The 15,132-nt window shown below is 75.5% G+C and carries 16 protein-coding genes; 13 read left to right on the top strand and 3 right to left on the bottom strand.

The genetic code is table 11. The features are described from left to right. Positions 1 to 157 precede the first annotated feature (157 nt). The 6 genes from ACFYMP_RS25100 to ACFYMP_RS25075 all read left to right on the top strand — a co-directional run bounded on the left by ACFYMP_RS25100 (position 158) and on the right by ACFYMP_RS25075 (position 5,841). Positions 158 to 1,654 carry an NAD(P)H-hydrate dehydratase gene (locus tag ACFYMP_RS25100; protein ID WP_388861695.1) on the top strand — a complete coding sequence of 499 codons (1,497 nt, stop codon included), beginning with the start codon at positions 158 to 160 and terminating at the stop codon, positions 1,652 to 1,654. A gap of 97 nt (positions 1,655 to 1,751) precedes the next feature. Continuing rightward, positions 1,752 to 2,213, top strand: coding sequence for an NUDIX domain-containing protein (locus ACFYMP_RS25095; RefSeq protein WP_388861693.1), 462 nt, complete (start codon positions 1,752 to 1,754; stop codon positions 2,211 to 2,213). 68 nt (positions 2,214 to 2,281) lie between these two features. Continuing rightward, the gene (gene alr / locus ACFYMP_RS25090; protein WP_388861691.1) at positions 2,282 to 3,418 is read left to right on the top strand and encodes an alanine racemase; all 1,137 of its coding nucleotides are present in this window, start codon (positions 2,282 to 2,284) and stop codon (positions 3,416 to 3,418) included. A gap of 214 nt (positions 3,419 to 3,632) precedes the next feature. After that, positions 3,633 to 4,838, top strand: coding sequence for an alpha/beta fold hydrolase (locus ACFYMP_RS25085; RefSeq protein ID WP_388861820.1), 1,206 nt, complete (start codon positions 3,633 to 3,635; stop codon positions 4,836 to 4,838). Next, positions 4,810 to 5,442 carry a tRNA (adenosine(37)-N6)-threonylcarbamoyltransferase complex ATPase subunit type 1 TsaE gene (gene tsaE / locus ACFYMP_RS25080; protein ID WP_388861689.1) on the top strand — a complete coding sequence of 211 codons (633 nt, stop codon included), beginning with the start codon at positions 4,810 to 4,812 and terminating at the stop codon, positions 5,440 to 5,442. Before ACFYMP_RS25085 ends, tsaE begins: the two co-directional genes overlap by 29 nt. Positions 5,443 to 5,628: 186 nt before the next feature. After that, positions 5,629 to 5,841, top strand: coding sequence for a hypothetical protein (locus tag ACFYMP_RS25075; RefSeq protein ID WP_388861687.1), 213 nt, complete (start codon positions 5,629 to 5,631; stop codon positions 5,839 to 5,841). Between the two features lie 232 nt (positions 5,842 to 6,073). Here the strand turns inward: ACFYMP_RS25075 and ACFYMP_RS25070 are convergent, their stop codons facing one another. Further along, positions 6,074 to 6,655 carry a L,D-transpeptidase gene (locus ACFYMP_RS25070; RefSeq protein ID WP_388861685.1) on the bottom strand — a complete coding sequence of 194 codons (582 nt, stop codon included), beginning with the start codon at positions 6,653 to 6,655 and terminating at the stop codon, positions 6,074 to 6,076. 190 nt (positions 6,656 to 6,845) lie between these two features. On the opposite strand from ACFYMP_RS25070, the gene tsaB reads away from it, so the two are divergent. The 4 genes from tsaB (at position 6,846) to ACFYMP_RS25050 (ending at position 9,607) form a co-directional block, all read left to right on the top strand. After that, positions 6,846 to 7,514 (top strand): tRNA (adenosine(37)-N6)-threonylcarbamoyltransferase complex dimerization subunit type 1 TsaB, encoded by a 669-nt coding sequence (tsaB, locus tag ACFYMP_RS25065; protein ID WP_388861683.1) that lies wholly within the window; start codon positions 6,846 to 6,848, stop codon positions 7,512 to 7,514. A gap of 62 nt (positions 7,515 to 7,576) precedes the next feature. Next, on the top strand, positions 7,577 to 8,152 hold the full coding sequence (gene rimI, locus ACFYMP_RS25060) for a ribosomal protein S18-alanine N-acetyltransferase (protein WP_388861818.1): 576 nt from the start codon (positions 7,577 to 7,579) through the stop codon (positions 8,150 to 8,152). Then, positions 8,145 to 9,317 carry a tRNA (adenosine(37)-N6)-threonylcarbamoyltransferase complex transferase subunit TsaD gene (tsaD, locus tag ACFYMP_RS25055; RefSeq protein ID WP_388861681.1) on the top strand — a complete coding sequence of 391 codons (1,173 nt, stop codon included), beginning with the start codon at positions 8,145 to 8,147 and terminating at the stop codon, positions 9,315 to 9,317. The genes rimI and tsaD overlap by 8 nt, the downstream gene beginning before the upstream one ends. 17 nt (positions 9,318 to 9,334) lie before the next feature. Further along, a complete protein-coding gene (locus ACFYMP_RS25050; protein ID WP_388861816.1) occupies positions 9,335 to 9,607 on the top strand; it encodes a hypothetical protein in 273 nt (90 codons plus the stop codon). A gap of 199 nt (positions 9,608 to 9,806) precedes the next feature. Here the strand turns inward: ACFYMP_RS25050 and ACFYMP_RS25045 are convergent, their stop codons facing one another. Together ACFYMP_RS25045 and ACFYMP_RS25040 are read right to left on the bottom strand one after the other, a co-directional pair. Then, positions 9,807 to 11,000, bottom strand: a complete 1,194-nt coding sequence (locus tag ACFYMP_RS25045) for an SAM-dependent methyltransferase (protein ID WP_388861679.1) — start codon at positions 10,998 to 11,000, stop codon at positions 9,807 to 9,809. Positions 11,001 to 11,073: 73 nt separating this feature from the next. After that, the gene (locus ACFYMP_RS25040; protein WP_388861677.1) at positions 11,074 to 11,499 is read right to left on the bottom strand and encodes a DUF6234 family protein; all 426 of its coding nucleotides are present in this window, start codon (positions 11,497 to 11,499) and stop codon (positions 11,074 to 11,076) included. A gap of 106 nt (positions 11,500 to 11,605) precedes the next feature. Here ACFYMP_RS25040 and ACFYMP_RS25035 point away from each other — a divergent pair, with 106 nt between their 5' ends. The 3 genes from ACFYMP_RS25035 (at position 11,606) to groL (ending at position 14,997) form a co-directional block, all read left to right on the top strand. Beyond that, the gene (locus tag ACFYMP_RS25035; protein ID WP_388861675.1) at positions 11,606 to 12,613 is read left to right on the top strand and encodes a polysaccharide deacetylase family protein; all 1,008 of its coding nucleotides are present in this window, start codon (positions 11,606 to 11,608) and stop codon (positions 12,611 to 12,613) included. A gap of 327 nt (positions 12,614 to 12,940) precedes the next feature. Continuing rightward, positions 12,941 to 13,249, top strand: coding sequence for a co-chaperone GroES (groES, locus tag ACFYMP_RS25030; RefSeq protein WP_003948573.1), 309 nt, complete (start codon positions 12,941 to 12,943; stop codon positions 13,247 to 13,249). Positions 13,250 to 13,371: 122 nt separating this feature from the next. Further along, positions 13,372 to 14,997: a chaperonin GroEL gene (groL, locus tag ACFYMP_RS25025; protein WP_388861673.1), complete on the top strand. Its 1,626-nt coding sequence runs from the start codon at positions 13,372 to 13,374 to the stop codon at positions 14,995 to 14,997. The last annotated feature ends 135 nt before the right edge of the window (positions 14,998 to 15,132 follow it).

Here is a 15,132-nt window from a genome sequence, read left to right as displayed (position 1 = left end):
GCCCCGGCCCGGAGCCCGGACCACGGGCCCCGGGCCGTGAGCGCCGAGCGGTCAAGGGGCGCGGCGCCCCGTACCGCTGCGACCGCGTGTCCGACCCCGGGCCACAAGGTCCGGGGCCGCCCGGGAAAACCGCCGGATCTGGGGCAGACTCGGGATCATGCGTACCGCCCACAGCGTCGACACCGTACGGGCCGCCGAGCGGCGGCTGATGGCCCAGTCCCCCGAGGGGGCGCTCATGCGGCACGCGGCGGCCGGGCTCGCCGCCGCCTGCGCCGAGATCCTCGGCCGTGTCTACGGCCGCCGCGTCACCGTCCTGGCCGGAAGCGGCGACAACGGCGGTGACGCGCTGTACGCGGGCGCCCGCCTCGCCCGGCGCGGCGCCGGGGTCACCGCCGTCCTGCTCTCCCCCGACCGCGCCCACCCCGGGGCTCTCGCCGCGCTCCGGGCCACCGGGGGACGCGTCGTCGAGGCCCCCGAGAGCGCCGGGACGGACGGGCTCGCGCTCTCCGGGGCGGCCGGGGCCGTACGCCGCGCCGACCTCGTCCTCGACGGGATCGTCGGCATCGGCGGCAAGGGCGGACTGCGCCCGGTCGCCGCCGCCCTCGCCCGGATCGCCCACGAGGGCCCCGGCACGACCGTCGCCGTGGACCTGCCCAGCGGCGTGAACGCCGACACCGGGGAGGTCGCCGGGGAGGCGGTGCGCGCCGACGCGACCGTCACCTTCGGCACGTACAAGCCGGGGCTGCTCATCGACCCCGGGCACGAGCACGCGGGCGCCCTGCGCCTGGTCCCCCTCGGTCTCGACCTGCCCGGCGCGGACGGCGCCCCGCCCGAGCTGGAAGCGCTCCAGTACGCCGACGTCGCCGCCCTGCTGCCACGGCCCGCCGCCGAGAGCGACAAGTACCGGCGCGGCGTCGTCGGTATCGCCGCAGGCTCCGTGCGCTACCCGGGCGCGCCCGTGCTCGCCGTCGCCGGGGCGCTGCGCGCGGGCGCGGGCGCGGTCCGCTACGCGGGACCGGCCGCCGAGGCCGTCACCGCCCGCTTCCCCGAGGCGCTCGTCTCCTCCGGTCCGCCCTCCGAGGCGGGCCGCGTCCAGGCCTGGGTCGTCGGGCCCGGACTCGGCGACGGCGAGGACGCCGAGGCCGCGCTGCGCGACGTGCTCGAAGCCGGGGTCCCGCTGCTCATGGACGCCGACGCGCTCAGCCTCGCCGACCCGGAGCGCATCCGCTCCCGCACCGCCCCGACCCTGCTCACCCCGCACGCCGGGGAGGCCGCCCGGCTGCTCGGCGCCGACCGTGCCGAGGTCGAACGGCAACGGCTCGCCTCCGTGCGGGAACTCGCGAGCCGGTTCTCCGCCACCGTGCTGCTCAAGGGTTCCACGACCCTCGTCGCCGCCCCCGGGGGCGAGGGGCCCCGCGCCGTACGGGTCAACGCGACCGGCACGTCCTGGCTCGCGACCGCCGGGGCCGGGGACGTCCTGTCCGGGCTGATCGGCTCCCTGCTCGCCACCGGGCTCGACCCGCTCGACGCCGCCTCGGCAGGCGCCTACCTGCACGGACTCGCCGGACGCCACGCGGCGGACGGGGCGCCCCTCGCCGCCCACGACATCGCCGCCGCGCTCCCGGCGGCGTGGCGCGACGTCCGGGAGCGGTGAGGGGCGCCGGGCGACGGACGGGACGCGTCATCCGTCCGTCACCCGGCGTTGGGGCGGATTCCAGCCGGATGTCCCGGTACGGCCGCACAATGTCCCCATGACCCTTGCGAGAACGCGTGTCGCCGCCTACGTCGTGCGCTACGGGGCGGCCGGCCCCGAACTCCTCGTGTCCGGCCACGCCGGCGCGGCCGGGGCGGGGACGCGGGTCCCGGCGGGCGGAGTGCGGGACGGCGAGAGCGCGGCCGAGGCCGTCGTGCGCGAGGTCCGCGAGAAGACCGGTCTCGACGGACTGCGCCTCGCCCGCGCCCTCGCCGTCGACAGCGCCCCGCACCCGGACACCGGGGAACCCTGCCGCACCACGTACTTCCTGCTGTGGGCGCCCCGGGAGGGCGCCACCGCCTGGGAACACCACGTCGCCGGGGACCGTGCGGACGCGGGCCCAGTGGCCGCCTGCCGCTTCGAGCCGCTGCCGCTGTCCGCCCCGCTCGCCGACCGCCAGGACGCCTGGCTCTCCGCCGCCGACCCCCTGTGGGCGCGCCCCGCGGCGACGCGGCCCTGAGCCCGCCCGGCGCCCCGTCAGGGCCTCCTGGGACCGGGACATGAAGGGCCTCTGAGACACTGAGGCCGATGAACACGTCAGCGCCTGGCCCCAGGGCCGAGATCGATCTGGCCGCACTGCGCGCCAACGTACGCACGTTGCGCGAACGGGCTCCCGGTGCCGCGTACATGGCCGTCGTCAAGGCCGACGGCTACGGCCACGGCGCCGTGGCCTGCGCGCGCGCCGCGCGGGAGGCCGGGGCGGACTGGCTCGGCACGGCGACCCCCGCCGAGGCGCTCGCGCTGCGCGCCGCCGGGCTCGACGGCCGCCTCATGTGCTGGCTGTGGACCCCCGGCGGCCCCTGGCGCGAGGCGATCGAGGCCGACGTCGACGTGTCCGTGAGCGGGATGTGGGCCCTCGACGAGGTCACCGCCGCCGCGCGCGCCGCCGGCCGCGCCGCCCGCGTCCAGCTCAAGGCCGACACCGGCCTCGGCCGCTCCGGCTGCCAGCCCGCCGACTGGCCGGAACTGGTCGGTGCCGCCCTGCGCGCCGAGGCCGAGGGCGCGATCAGGGTGACCGGCCTGTGGTCCCACTTCGCGTGCGCCGACGAACCCGGCCACCCCTCGATCGCCGCGCAGATCACGCTCTTCCACGAGATGACCGGCCACGCGGAGCGCGCCGGGCTGCGCCCCGAGGTACGCCACCTCGCCAACTCCCCGGCCACGCTGACCCTGCCGGAGGCGCACTTCGACCTCGTACGGCCCGGGGTCGCGATGTACGGGCTCTCGCCGAGCCCGCAGATGGGCACCGCGGCCGATTTCGGGCTGCGCCCCGTCATGACGCTGAAGGCGCCGCTCGCCCTCGTCAAGCACGTACCGGGCGGACACGGGGTCAGCTACGGGCACGCGTACACGACGCCCGGCGACACGACGCTCGGGCTCGTCCCCCTCGGCTACGGCGACGGCGTCCCCCGGCACGCCTCCGGCACCGGGCCCGTCCTGGTCGCCGGGAAGTGGCGCACCGTCGCCGGGCGCGTCGCGATGGACCAGTTCGTGGTCGACCTCGGCGGCGAGGAGCCCCCCGCCGGGACCGAGGCCGTCCTGTTCGGCCCCGGCGACCAGGGCGAGCCCGGCGCCGAGGACTGGGCGCGCGCGGCCGGGACGATCGTCTACGAGATCGTCACGCGGATCGGCGCCCGCGTACCGCGCGTCCACCTGCACGCCTGAGCCACCGGATTCAGGCCACGGGCGTAAGCGGCGGCGGGCCGGGGGACGAGTACGGCAGACGGGACTGCTCCGGGACCCCGGGGGTCCTCAGGACGAGGAGGCGCGCGTGGGTGAGAGCGGGGCGCGGGCGGTCGCGCGCGGAGCCGCCGGAGCCGGTGCCGCCCACGCGGCGGGCGCCGGGGGTGCGGGTACCGGCATCGGGCAGGTGTCCGCGCTGTCCGAGTCCCTCGGCGAGGTCGTCGCGGGGGCCGTCACCGACGCGAACTCGGCCGCGCGGGCCTGGCGCCGGGCCGGTTTCGCGGGCGCGGCCGTCGGCGTGCTCGCGGCGGGCGCCGCCGCCGGGGTCGCCGTGGAACGCCTCACCGTGGGGCGCGGGATGCGCAGGAAGGCCCGGCTCGCCCTCGACTCGACGGCCCCCTTCGGCGCCCTGCGCGGCACCCCCGGCACGGCCCTCGCCGAGGACGGCACCGAGCTGTACTACGAGGTGGACGAACCCGGACACCGGGCGCCGGGGACGGGGGCCGCGCTCCCGACCGTCGTGTTCAGCCACGGCTACTGCCTGAGCCAGGACTCCTGGCACTTCCAGCGCGCCGCGCTGCGCGGCACCGTCCGCGCCGTCTACTGGGACCAGCGCAGCCACGGCCGGTCCGGACGCGGGAAGGCCCAGTCGGGACCCGGGGGCGATCCCGTCACGATCGAACAGCTCGGCCGCGACCTGAAGGCCGTCCTCGACGCCGCCGCCCCCGAGGGCCCGCTCGTCCTCGTCGGCCACTCGATGGGCGGGATGACCGTCATGGCGCTGGCCGAGCGGTACCCGGAGCTGATCGCGCGGCGGGTCGCGGGCGTCGCCCTCGTCGGCACCTCCAGCGGGCGGCTCGGCGAGGTCAGCTACGGACTGCCCGCCGTCGGCGTCAACGCCGTACGCCGCTTCGTCCCCGGCGTGCTCAAGGCGCTCGGCAGCCAGGCGGCGCTCGTGGAACGCGGGCGCAGGGCCACCGCCGACCTCTTCGCGGGCCTCGTCAAGCGGTACTCCTTCGGCTCTCCGGACGTCGACCCGGCCGTCGCCCGCTTCGCCGAACGCCTCATCGAGGCCACCCCCATCGACGTCGTCGCCGAGTTCTACCCGGCCTTCGCCGCGCACGACAAGGTCAGCGCCCTCGACCACTTCGCGGACCTGCCCGTGCTCGTGCTCGCCGGGACGAAGGACCTGCTGACGCCCGTCGCGCACAGCGAGGCCATCGCCGCGCGCCTGCCGGACGCCGCCCTCGTGCTCGTCCGCGACGGCGGGCACCTCGTCATGCTGGAACACCCGGAGCTGGTGGACGAACACCTCGCGGACCTGCTGGTACGCGCGGGGAGCGGGACCCGCGCAGCCGCTACCGTGAACTCCCATGGAAGCAGCGCACCACCAGACTCCTGAGCCCACCGCCCCGCCCGCCGAGCCGCCCACCGCGCTCGCCGTCCCGCCCTTCGCGGTGGCCGGGCCGGCGGCGACGGCCCTCCTCGGCAGCCGCCTCGCCGCCGTCCTGCGCCCCGGGGACCTCGTCATGCTCAGCGGCGAGCTGGGCGCGGGCAAGACCACGCTGACCCGGGGCCTCGGGGAGGCGCTCGGCGTGCGCGGGGCGGTGACCTCGCCCACCTTCGTCATCGCCCGCGTCCACCCCCCGCTCGGCGCGGGACCCGCCCTCGTGCACGTCGACGCCTACCGGCTCGGCGGCGGCCTCGACGACATGGAGGACCTCGATCTCGACGTGTCCCTCGCCGACTCGGTCGTCGTCGTCGAATGGGGCGAGGGGGTGGTCGAGGAGCTGACGGAGAAACGCCTCCAGATCCGTATCGACCGCGCCGTCGGACAGGCGGGCGAGGCCACCGGGGCCGGGGGGCCCGGGGAGCAGGACGAGACGCGCACCGTCGCCGTCACCGCGTACGGGCCGCGCTGGCAGGACCCGGCCACCGTCGCGGCGCTCTCCGCGCTGGGCGAGGGGCTGGACGAGGCACCGGCCGGAGGCGAGGAGCCCGTCTGAGCCCCCGGCGGCTTCCGCGGGTCCGGCCGGGTCCGGCCGGGTCCGGCGGCGGGGCGGCGAGTGGCGGGCGCGGGTTTTCCGACAAGGTGTCGGCATGATGTTGCGTCGCGCCCCCGTGGCGTGGTCACATGGAGCACGAGACATGGTTAGGTCTGCCTAACCACGCCTGGAGCACAGGAGGCAGTCATGCCCGTGGCCGAACGCCCCGACCGAGGCCCGCACGCCCCCCAGCCGCACGCGGCCCCCTCGATGAGCACCCTCCTGGCCTCCTGCGCCGCCGCGAACGCGGTCTCCACGCCACCACCGGCGCCCCGCCGCGCGGAGGAGCGGGACACACGCGGACCGGGCACGGGCGAGGGCCCGGGGGACCGGCGGGAACGGCGCTCCGAAGCGGCGTAGGGCCCGCACGGCGGCCCCCGGGCGGGGACGCGCGGCCCCGCCCGTTCGTGTCGCGCACCGCCGCCGCGGGACGACACGCCCCCGCCGGGGCACGTCTCGCTTCCGCCGCGGGACCTGTCGCTTCTGGAGGCCGGCGCCCGCTCCGGGAGGCCGGCCCCTCCTTCGGGTGACTGACTCCCACTACGGGACGAAGACCTACGGGACGAGGACCGGGGACCTACGGGACGAGGACCTACGGGACGACGACGACCTTCGTGCCGGTGGGGGCGAACCGCCACATCGCCTCGGCGTCCTTGAGGGACTCGCGGACCCCGCCCGTACGCGACTGCGGGTCCGGCGCGGGCGTCGAGCCGTCCTGGGCCGCGCTGAAACCGATCGTGACCCCTTCGACCAGGGCGAACCGGACGACGTGCACGACCGCGATGCCGTCCGAACCGGGCGTCGTCTCCGTCCGCGTCGTCACCGCGTAGCTGCCGGGGGAGGGGCTGACCGTACTCGGCGTGACCTCGTAGCTGCGCCGCGCCTTGCCGTCCTCGCCGACCAGCCACACGCGGCGCGCGTCGAGCGCGTAGACCACGCGGCGGCCCGTCCCGGAGTCGGCCGGCACGGCGGGCGCCGCCTGCGCGCCGGGCTTGCCCGGCCCGCCCTTGCCCTTCGGCGGCGCCGAGGACGACGGGGAGGGGGAGGCGCCGCTGTGGTGCGCGGGGGTGAGGTGGTCGGGGGCGCTCGCGGACGCCTGGAAGGCCAGGAAGCCGATCCCGGCCAGCGCGGCCACGGTGAGCCCGGCCACCGCCGCGGAGCTTCTGCCTGCCACTGTGCCGCCTCCTGTGCGTGGTCCGCGCGCCCCGCCCGGAGTCCGGGTCCCCGGGTCCGGTCCCGGGGAGGCCCGACGGGGGCGTCGAGTCGACTGGTGACGTTAGCAGCAGCGCGCACACCCCTCCTCCCGGTGGGCGCGTACGGGCGGTCAGGGCGTGCCGGGGGCATGAGCGCCGTAGGCTGTTTGCGTGCTCTTGCTCGCTCTGGATACCGCCACACCCGCCGTCACCGTCGCCCTGCACGACGGGGAGCGGACCCTCGCCTCGGACGCCCAGGTCGACGCCCGCCGCCACGGGGAGCTGCTGCTGCCCGCCGTCGACCGGGTCCTGAAGGACGCCGGGGTCACCCTCACCGACCTGACCGGCCTCGTCGTCGGCACCGGCCCCGGGCCCTACACGGGGCTGCGGGTCGGCCTCGCGACCGCCGAGGTCCTCGGCTTCGCGCGCGGCGTCCCGGTGCACGGCCTGTGCACCCTCGACGGCCTCGCGTACGCCGCCGGCCTCGGCGCCGAACCCGTCGAGGGGCCCTTCGTCGTGGCCACCGACGCCCGCCGCAAGGAGGTGTACTGGCGGCGCTACGCGGACCCCCGCACGCCCGTGACCGAACCGGCCGTGGACCGGCCCGCCGACATCGCCGAGGAGGTCGCGGGGCTCCCGGCGGCCGGGGCGGGCGCGCTGCTCTACCCGGACACCTTCCCCGACGCGCGCGCCCCCGAGCACGCCTCGGCCGCCGCGCTCGCCGCGCTCGCCGCCGAACGGATCGCCGCGGGCGAGGACTTGCCCGCGCCCCGGCCGCTGTACCTGCGCCGGCCCGACGCGCAGGTCCCCAAGAACTACAAGGTGGTCACCCCGCAGTGACACCCGCACCGACCGGCCCCGCCACCCCGCCCGCCCCCGTCCCCGAGGCGGAACTGCGCGAGATGCGCTGGTGGGACATCGACGCCGTCCTCGCCCTCGAACGCGAACTCTTCCCCGACGACGCGTGGTCGCGCGGCATGTTCTGGTCCGAACTCGCGCACGCCCGGGGCACCGGCGCGACCCGGCACTACGTCGTCGCGACCGGCCCCGAGGGGCAGCTCCTCGGCTACGGCGGGCTCGCCGCCTCCGGGGACCTCGCCGACGTCCAGACGATCGCGGTGGCCCGCGCCGCCTGGGGCGCCGGACTCGGCTCCCGGCTGCTGACCGACCTGCTGCGCAGCGCCACCGCCTTCGAGTGCGCCGAGGTCATGCTGGAGGTCCGCGTCGACAACGAACGGGCCCAGAAGCTGTACGAGCGCTTCGGCTTCGAGGCGATCGGCTTCCGGCGCGGCTACTACCAGCCGGGCAACGTCGACGCCCTCGTCATGCGGCTCACCGACCCGGGCAGCGCGCGGGTCCCGGGGGGAACGGGGGAGGCCGGGGCCCCGGCCGTCGCGGAACACACCGAAGAACCCGGCCGGGAGACCGGCCCGAAGACCGACCCCGCACAAGAAAGCGACACCCCAGGCCATGGCTGACGAACCACTCGTCCTCGGTATCGAGACCTCCTGCGACGAGACCGGCGTCGGCATCGTGCGCGGCACGACCCTGCTGGCCGACGCCGTCGCCTCCAGCGTCGAGGAGCACGCCCGTTTCGGCGGCGTCGTGCCCGAAGTCGCCTCGCGCGCGCACCTGGAGGCCATGGTCCCCACGATCCGGCGGGCCCTCAAGGAGGCGAAGGTCGCCGCGAGCGACCTCGACGGGATCTCCGTGACCGCCGGGCCCGGACTCGCGGGCGCGCTGCTCGTCGGCGTCTCGGCGGCCAAGGCGTACGCCTACGCGCTCGGCAAACCGCTCTACGGGGTCAACCACCTCGCCTCCCACATCTGCGTCGACCAGCTCGAACACGGGCCGCTGCCGGAGCCGACGATGGCGCTGCTGGTGAGCGGCGGGCACTCCTCGCTGCTGCTGTCCGCCGACATCACCTCCGACGTCCGGCCGCTGGGCCAGACCATCGACGACGCGGCCGGCGAGGCGTTCGACAAGATCGCCCGGGTGCTCCAGCTCGGCTTCCCCGGCGGCCCCGTCATCGACCGGTACGCGCGCGAGGGCGACCCCGGGGCGATCGCCTTCCCGCGCGGGCTCACCGGGCCGCGCGACGCGCCGTACGACTTCTCCTTCTCCGGGCTCAAGACGGCCGTGGCGCGCTGGATCGAGGCGAAGCGCAACGCGGGCGAGGACGTGCCGGTGCGCGACGTCTCGGCGTCCTTCCAGGAGGCCGTCGTGGACGTCCTGACCCGCAAGGCGGTGCGTGCCTGCAAGGACGAGGGCGTCGACCACCTCATGATCGGCGGCGGCGTCGCGGCCAACTCCCGGCTGCGCGCGCTCGCCGAGGAACGCTGCGAACGGGCCGGTATCCGGCTGCGCGTACCGCGCCCCAAGCTGTGCACCGACAACGGCGCGATGGTCGCCGCGCTCGGCGCCGAGATGGTCGCCCGCAACCGCGCCGCCTCGGACTGGGAGCTGTCCGCCGACTCCTCCCTGCCGGTGACCGAACCCCACGTGCCCGGTCACGACCGGGGCGAGTCCGACACGGAGGGGCCGCAGGAGCACGGCCACGGGCACGGGCACGGCCACGGGGGCCACGGAGGCCACTCCCACGACCACGTGCACGAGCTGGCGAAGGAGAACCTGTACCGGTGACGCCCGCCGAGCCCGCCATGGTGACGACCTGCATGTGGGAGGCGCGCGCGGCCGGGGGCCGCGGGCCGGAACTCCTCGACTGGGCCCGCGCCCAGCCACTGCCCCGGCGCCCCCTGCGCCGCGAGACCTTCCGCGCCCCGCAGGACCGCGTCCTGGTCCTCACGTGGTGGCCGGGTACCCCGGACACCGCCTTCCCCGAACTGCCGGAGCCCCCGGAAGAGCTGACGACCCGGGCGGTGCACCGGTGGCGGTTCGAGTCGGTGGGGGCGGAGGAGCGGGACGGCACCTGAGCCCGCCCGCGGGCCGCCGTCCACCCCGCGGCCGGCGGCCCCGGACGCCGCCGCGCGCGAGACCGCCGCGCCTATCGCGCCCACCGCCCTCCCGTCCTCCTCCCCCCCGGAGAACTGGCCGAGGGGTCCGCTCGGGACCGGCCGGGAACCGGCCCGACAGCGCTCGCCGCTGCCCCGCGTACGGGTTCCGTCCGCCCCCTCATCCCGCCGGCCTCCCCACCAGCATCGCCGGTGCCCCCGCCGCCCTGGTCAGGAAGACGGTCGCCGCGTTCGGGCCCTTCGGTTTCACCTGCTTGCGCAGTTCCTCCGGCTCCATCGCGGAGCCGCGCTTCTTCACCGTGAGCGTGCCCACCTCCCGCTCGCGCAGCAGCGCCTTCAGCCGCTTCACGCCGAAGGGCAGGACGTCGGTGATCTCGTAGGGGCGCGCGTACGGGGTCGGGCGCAGGCGGTCCGAGGTGACGAAGGCGATCGTCTCGTCGATCAGCGCGCCGTCCAGCTCCTCGGCCACCTCGGCGACCAGATGCGCGCGGATCACGGCCGCGTCCGGCTCGTACAGATAGCGGCCGACCTCCCGCACCGGCGGGTTCGGCAGGCCCCGGCCGGTGAGGCGGTGGGGGCCCGGCAGGAGCGTCGCGGTCGCCCGCGCCGCCCCCGCGAGCCGTTCCGCGTCCGGTTCCGTACCGAACCAGAGCACGGCCTCCTTGAGGTCGCCGCCGTCCGAGACCCACTCCGCCGAGGCGTCCGGCGGGATCGCCTCGTGCGGGACGCCCGGGGCGACCTTGAGCGCGGCGAGCGGCGCCCCGCGCGCCGCGCCGACCGCCCAGGACAGGGGCGGGGAGTACGCCTCGGGGTCGAAGACCCGGCCCCGGCCGCCGCGGCGCGCCGGGTCCACGAACACCGCGTCGAACCCGGACAGGCCGGCCTCGGCGACCTCCGCGCACTCCACGGTGACCAGATCCGCGAGGCCCAGCGCCTCGGCGTTGGCGCGCGCGACCTCGGCGGTCAGCGGATCGCGGTCCACGGCCAGGACGGCGATGCCCTCCCGGGCCAGCGCGAGCGCGTCCCCGCCGATCCCGCAGCACAGGTCGGCGAGGCGGCGCACCCCGAGGTCGGCGAACCGGCGCGCGCGGTGGGCGGCGACCGGGGCGCGGGTGGCCTGCTCCACCCCGCCCGGGGTGAAGAACATGCGTCCGGCGTCCGCCGCCCCGAACTTCGCCGCCGCCCGGTCCCGCAGCCGTGCCTGGCCGATCGCCGCCGACACGAGGGAGGCCGGGTGGCCGCGGCGCAGCCGCGTGGCCGCCGACAGCTCCTCGGCGGGGCGCAGCCCGCGCAGCTCGTCGAGCAGGGCGGCGCCCTCGGGGGTACGCAGGGCACGGAAGTCTTCGAGGTCCACCCGCCCATTCTCCGGTGCCGCCGCCCCGGCCCCGCACGCGGGACGCGGCGCCGCTCCCGCCCGCCGCCCCGGCTCAGCCCCCCGGGCACTCGTCGTCGTCGCCGCCGCTGAAGCACTGCCCGTACGTGCCGCGGTAGGTGGGGGACGGGGACGGCGCGGGTGCCTTCCCGGTGCCCTGTACCCAGCTGAGCGCCGTGACCAGCAGCAGGAGGAAGGCCAGGAGGCCCTGGAGGACGGCGGCCACCCGCTCCCGTCCCCACCAGAACAGCGCGGTGAGCACCGCGCCGAAGCCGCCGACGCCCAGCACCGTGAACCGCAGCGTGCTGTGGTCGGGCGTGCCCTGCGAGGCGGCGGCGGCCCAGCCGCTCAGGCCGTCCGCGAAGACCGCCCAGGCCACCACGGCCAGCTCCACCAGGCCGAGGACCAGGGCCAGCGCCACCTGCGCCCACGCGGAGGGCGGCCCCGGCCGGGGAGCGTGCGGGGGCGAGAGGTCGCTCATGGGACCAGGGTCGTACGGCCGTGCGGCGGAAGCGCGTCCTCCGCCCGGCTGTTGCGCAATCGTGGCGCGCCCGCGCCGCGCGACAGCCGTAGCAGGATGCGGCCTCATGAGATTAGTAGGACAAAAAGACAGAAAGACCTCACGGGGTGGCAGGTTCGCGCGGCGTCGGCTGCCCCTCCTGCTCGCCGCCCTCCTCGCCGCCTCCGGCTGCGCGACCGGGGCGCGGGACGCGGGGGGCGAGGCGAGCCCCTCCGCGCGGGCGGGCGCCGGGGTCCAGGGCGCTCCCGGGCCGGCCGCCGCCGCCCCCAAGGGCGCGCTGGAGCTGGACCGGGAGGCGGCGAAGGCCGCCGCCGAGCGGGCCATCGCGGAACGGGCCCGCGTCGCCCGCGAACGCGAGGCCCTCGTGGCGGCCTCCCGCCGCTGGGGCCTCAAGCAGCCGCCGATGATCGCCCCGCCCCCGCCGGCCGACAAGGTGCTCCCCCCGACCCGGGCCGGCTTCGAGGTGCGCGGCCAGCGGGACGAGGCCCTGCCCCCGGTCTTCACGACCGTGCCGACCACCGACCGCGTCGTGTTCCTGACCATCGACGACGGCGACAACAAGGACCCCGACACGCTGCGGATGCTGGAGGAACTGCACATCCCGTACTCGGCGTTCCTGAGCGACTACCTCGTCAGCGACGACTACGGCTACTTCCGCAAGGCGCGGGACAAGGGCGTGGCGATCAACAACCACACCCTGCACCACCGTTACCTGCCCGCCCTCTCGCGCGGCGAGCAGCGCGAGGAGATCTGCGGGATGCAGGACATCCTGGGCCGCCAGTACGGGAAGCGGCCCGAACTCTTCCGGCCGCCGTACGGCGACTACAACCGCGACACCCTCGTCACCGCCAAGTCCTGCGGGGTGCGGGCGGTGCCGCTGTGGAACGCCGAGGTCTTCCCCGGCCGCTGGGAGTACCGCGAGGCCGACCAGGACCTGCACCCCGGCGACATCGTGCTGACGCACTTCCAGGGCCGCGCGCAGTGGAAGGGCACCATGCCGGACGCCCTGCGCACGTTTCTGCGAACCGTCACCGAGAAGGGGTACGCGGTGGCCAGGCTGGAGGACTATGTCTGAGCGCTGAGGCCGTCCTCCGGCCCGCCCGCGACCCCGCCCACCGGCCCCCAGGCGGCCTTCCGGCGGCCCCTCGCCGGTCCGCCGGGGGCCCCTCGCCGGTCCGCCGGGGGCCCTTCGCCGGTCCGCCGGGGGCCGCTCGCGGGCTGGTCCGCCGGGACTCGTCTGGCACTCCGCTTGACCGAGTGCTAATCGCAGTCATAGTCTCGGTCCTGGCACTCCCCACCGGAGAGTGCCAAACAGCGACGGGCAGTCCGGCACCCGCGACGACGGACCACCTGGTCGCCACCCCATTGACCCCGCGAGATCTCCGAAGGGGGAGGTCGGATCGTGACGACCGCCAGCTCCAAGGTTGCCATCAAGCCGCTTGAGGACCGCATTGTGGTCCAGCCGCTCGACGCCGAGCAGACCACGGCCTCTGGCCTGGTCATCCCGGACACCGCGAAGGAGAAGCCCCAGGAGGGCGTCGTCCTCGCTGTGGGTCCGGGCCGCTTCGAGAACGGCGAGCGCCTGCCGCTCGACGTCAAGACCGGCGACGTCGTGCTCTACAGCAAGTACGGCGGCACCGAGGTGAAGTACAACGGCGAGGAGTACCTCGTCCTCTCGGCTCGCGACGTGCTCGCGATCATCGAGAAGTAATCCACCCGGATTCACCCAGCTTTGCTATGAGCTGCGCCCCCGGCCCCCGATGCACATGAAGCCGGGGCCGGGGGCGCGACTCGTTTTCAGATCCAGTTTTCCGAGAGGGCTGAACCGCTCCCATGGCGAAGATCCTGAAGTTCGACGAGGACGCCCGTCGCGCCCTTGAGCGTGGCGTCAACAAGCTTGCCGACACCGTGAAGGTGACGATCGGCCCCAAGGGCCGCAACGTCGTCATCGACAAGAAGTTCGGCGCCCCCACCATCACCAACGACGGTGTGACCATCGCCCGCGAGGTCGAGGTAGAGGACCCGTACGAGAACCTCGGCGCCCAGCTCGTCAAGGAGGTGGCGACCAAGACCAACGACATCGCGGGTGACGGCACCACCACCGCGACCGTCCTGGCCCAGGCGCTCGTCCGCGAGGGCCTGCGCAACGTCGCCGCCGGCGCCTCCCCCGCCCTCCTCAAGAAGGGCATCGACGCGGCCGTCAAGGCCGTCTCCGAGGACCTGCTCGCCACCGCGCGGCCGATCGAGGAGAAGTCCGACATCGCCGCCGTGGCCGCGCTGTCCGCCCAGGACAAGCAGGTCGGCGAGCTGATCGCCGAGGCGATGGACAAGGTCGGCAAGGACGGTGTCATCACCGTCGAGGAGTCCAACACCTTCGGCCTGGACCTCGACTTCACCGAGGGCATGGCCTTCGACAAGGGCTACCTGTCCCCGTACATGGTGACCGACCAGGAGCGTATGGAGGCCGTCCTCGACGACCCGTACATCCTCATCCACCAGGGCAAGATCGGTTCGATCCAGGACCTGCTGCCGCTGCTGGAGAAGGTCATCCAGGCCGGTGCCTCCAAGCCGCTGCTGATCATCGCCGAGGACGTCGAGGGCGAGGCCCTGTCGACCCTGGTCGTCAACAAGATCCGCGGCACCTTCAACGCCGTCGCCGTCAAGGCGCCCGGCTTCGGCGACCGCCGCAAGGCGATGCTCGGCGACATGGCCACCCTCACCGGTGCGACCGTCATCGCCGAGGAGGTCGGCCTCAAGCTCGACCAGGCCGGTCTGGACGTGCTGGGCACCGCCCGCCGCGTCACCGTCACCAAGGACGACACCACCATCGTCGACGGTGGCGGCGAGCAGTCCGAGATCTCGGGCCGCGTCGCCCAGATCAAGGCCGAGATCGAGACCACCGACTCCGACTGGGACCGCGAGAAGCTCCAGGAGCGCCTCGCGAAGCTCGCCGGCGGCGTCTGCGTGATCCGTGTCGGCGCGGCCACCGAGGTCGAGCTGAAGGAGAAGAAGCACCGTCTGGAGGACGCCATCTCCGCGACCCGCGCCGCGGTCGAGGAGGGCATCGTCTCCGGTGGTGGCTCCGCGCTCGTCCACGCCGTCAAGGTCCTGGAGGGCTCCCTCGGCAAGGAGGGCGACGAGGCCACCGGTGTCGCCGTCGTCCGCCGCGCCGCCGTCGAGCCGCTGCGCTGGATCGCCGAGAACGCCGGCCTGGAGGGCTACGTCATCACCTCCAAGGTCGCCGAGCTGAACAAGGGCGAGGGCTTCAACGCCGCGACCGGCGAGTACGGGGATCTGGTCAAGGCCGGCGTCATCGACCCGGTCAAGGTCACGCGCTCCGCGCTGGAGAACGCCGCGTCCATCGCCTCCCTGCTTCTGACGACCGAGACCCTGGTCGTCGAGAAGCCGGCGGAGGAGGAGGCGGAGGCCGGCGGTCACTCGCACGGTCACTCCCACTGATCCGCTCCGCTTGGGTCGCGAGGTCCGGTCCTTCCCCTCTGGGGGAGGACCGGACCTCGTTCTGTCACCGCCGTCGGGGGTGTCCGGCCTTCGGCCGTGTCCTCAAGCGCCGGACGGGCTGGAAGTAGTCGTCCT

It is taken from the genome of Streptomyces sp. NPDC007088 (assembly GCF_042869355.1).
GTDB lineage: Bacteria > Actinomycetota > Actinomycetes > Streptomycetales > Streptomycetaceae > Streptomyces.
The sequence above is the reverse complement of the archived record's forward strand: the minus strand, read 5'-3'. Positions and strand labels throughout refer to the sequence as shown.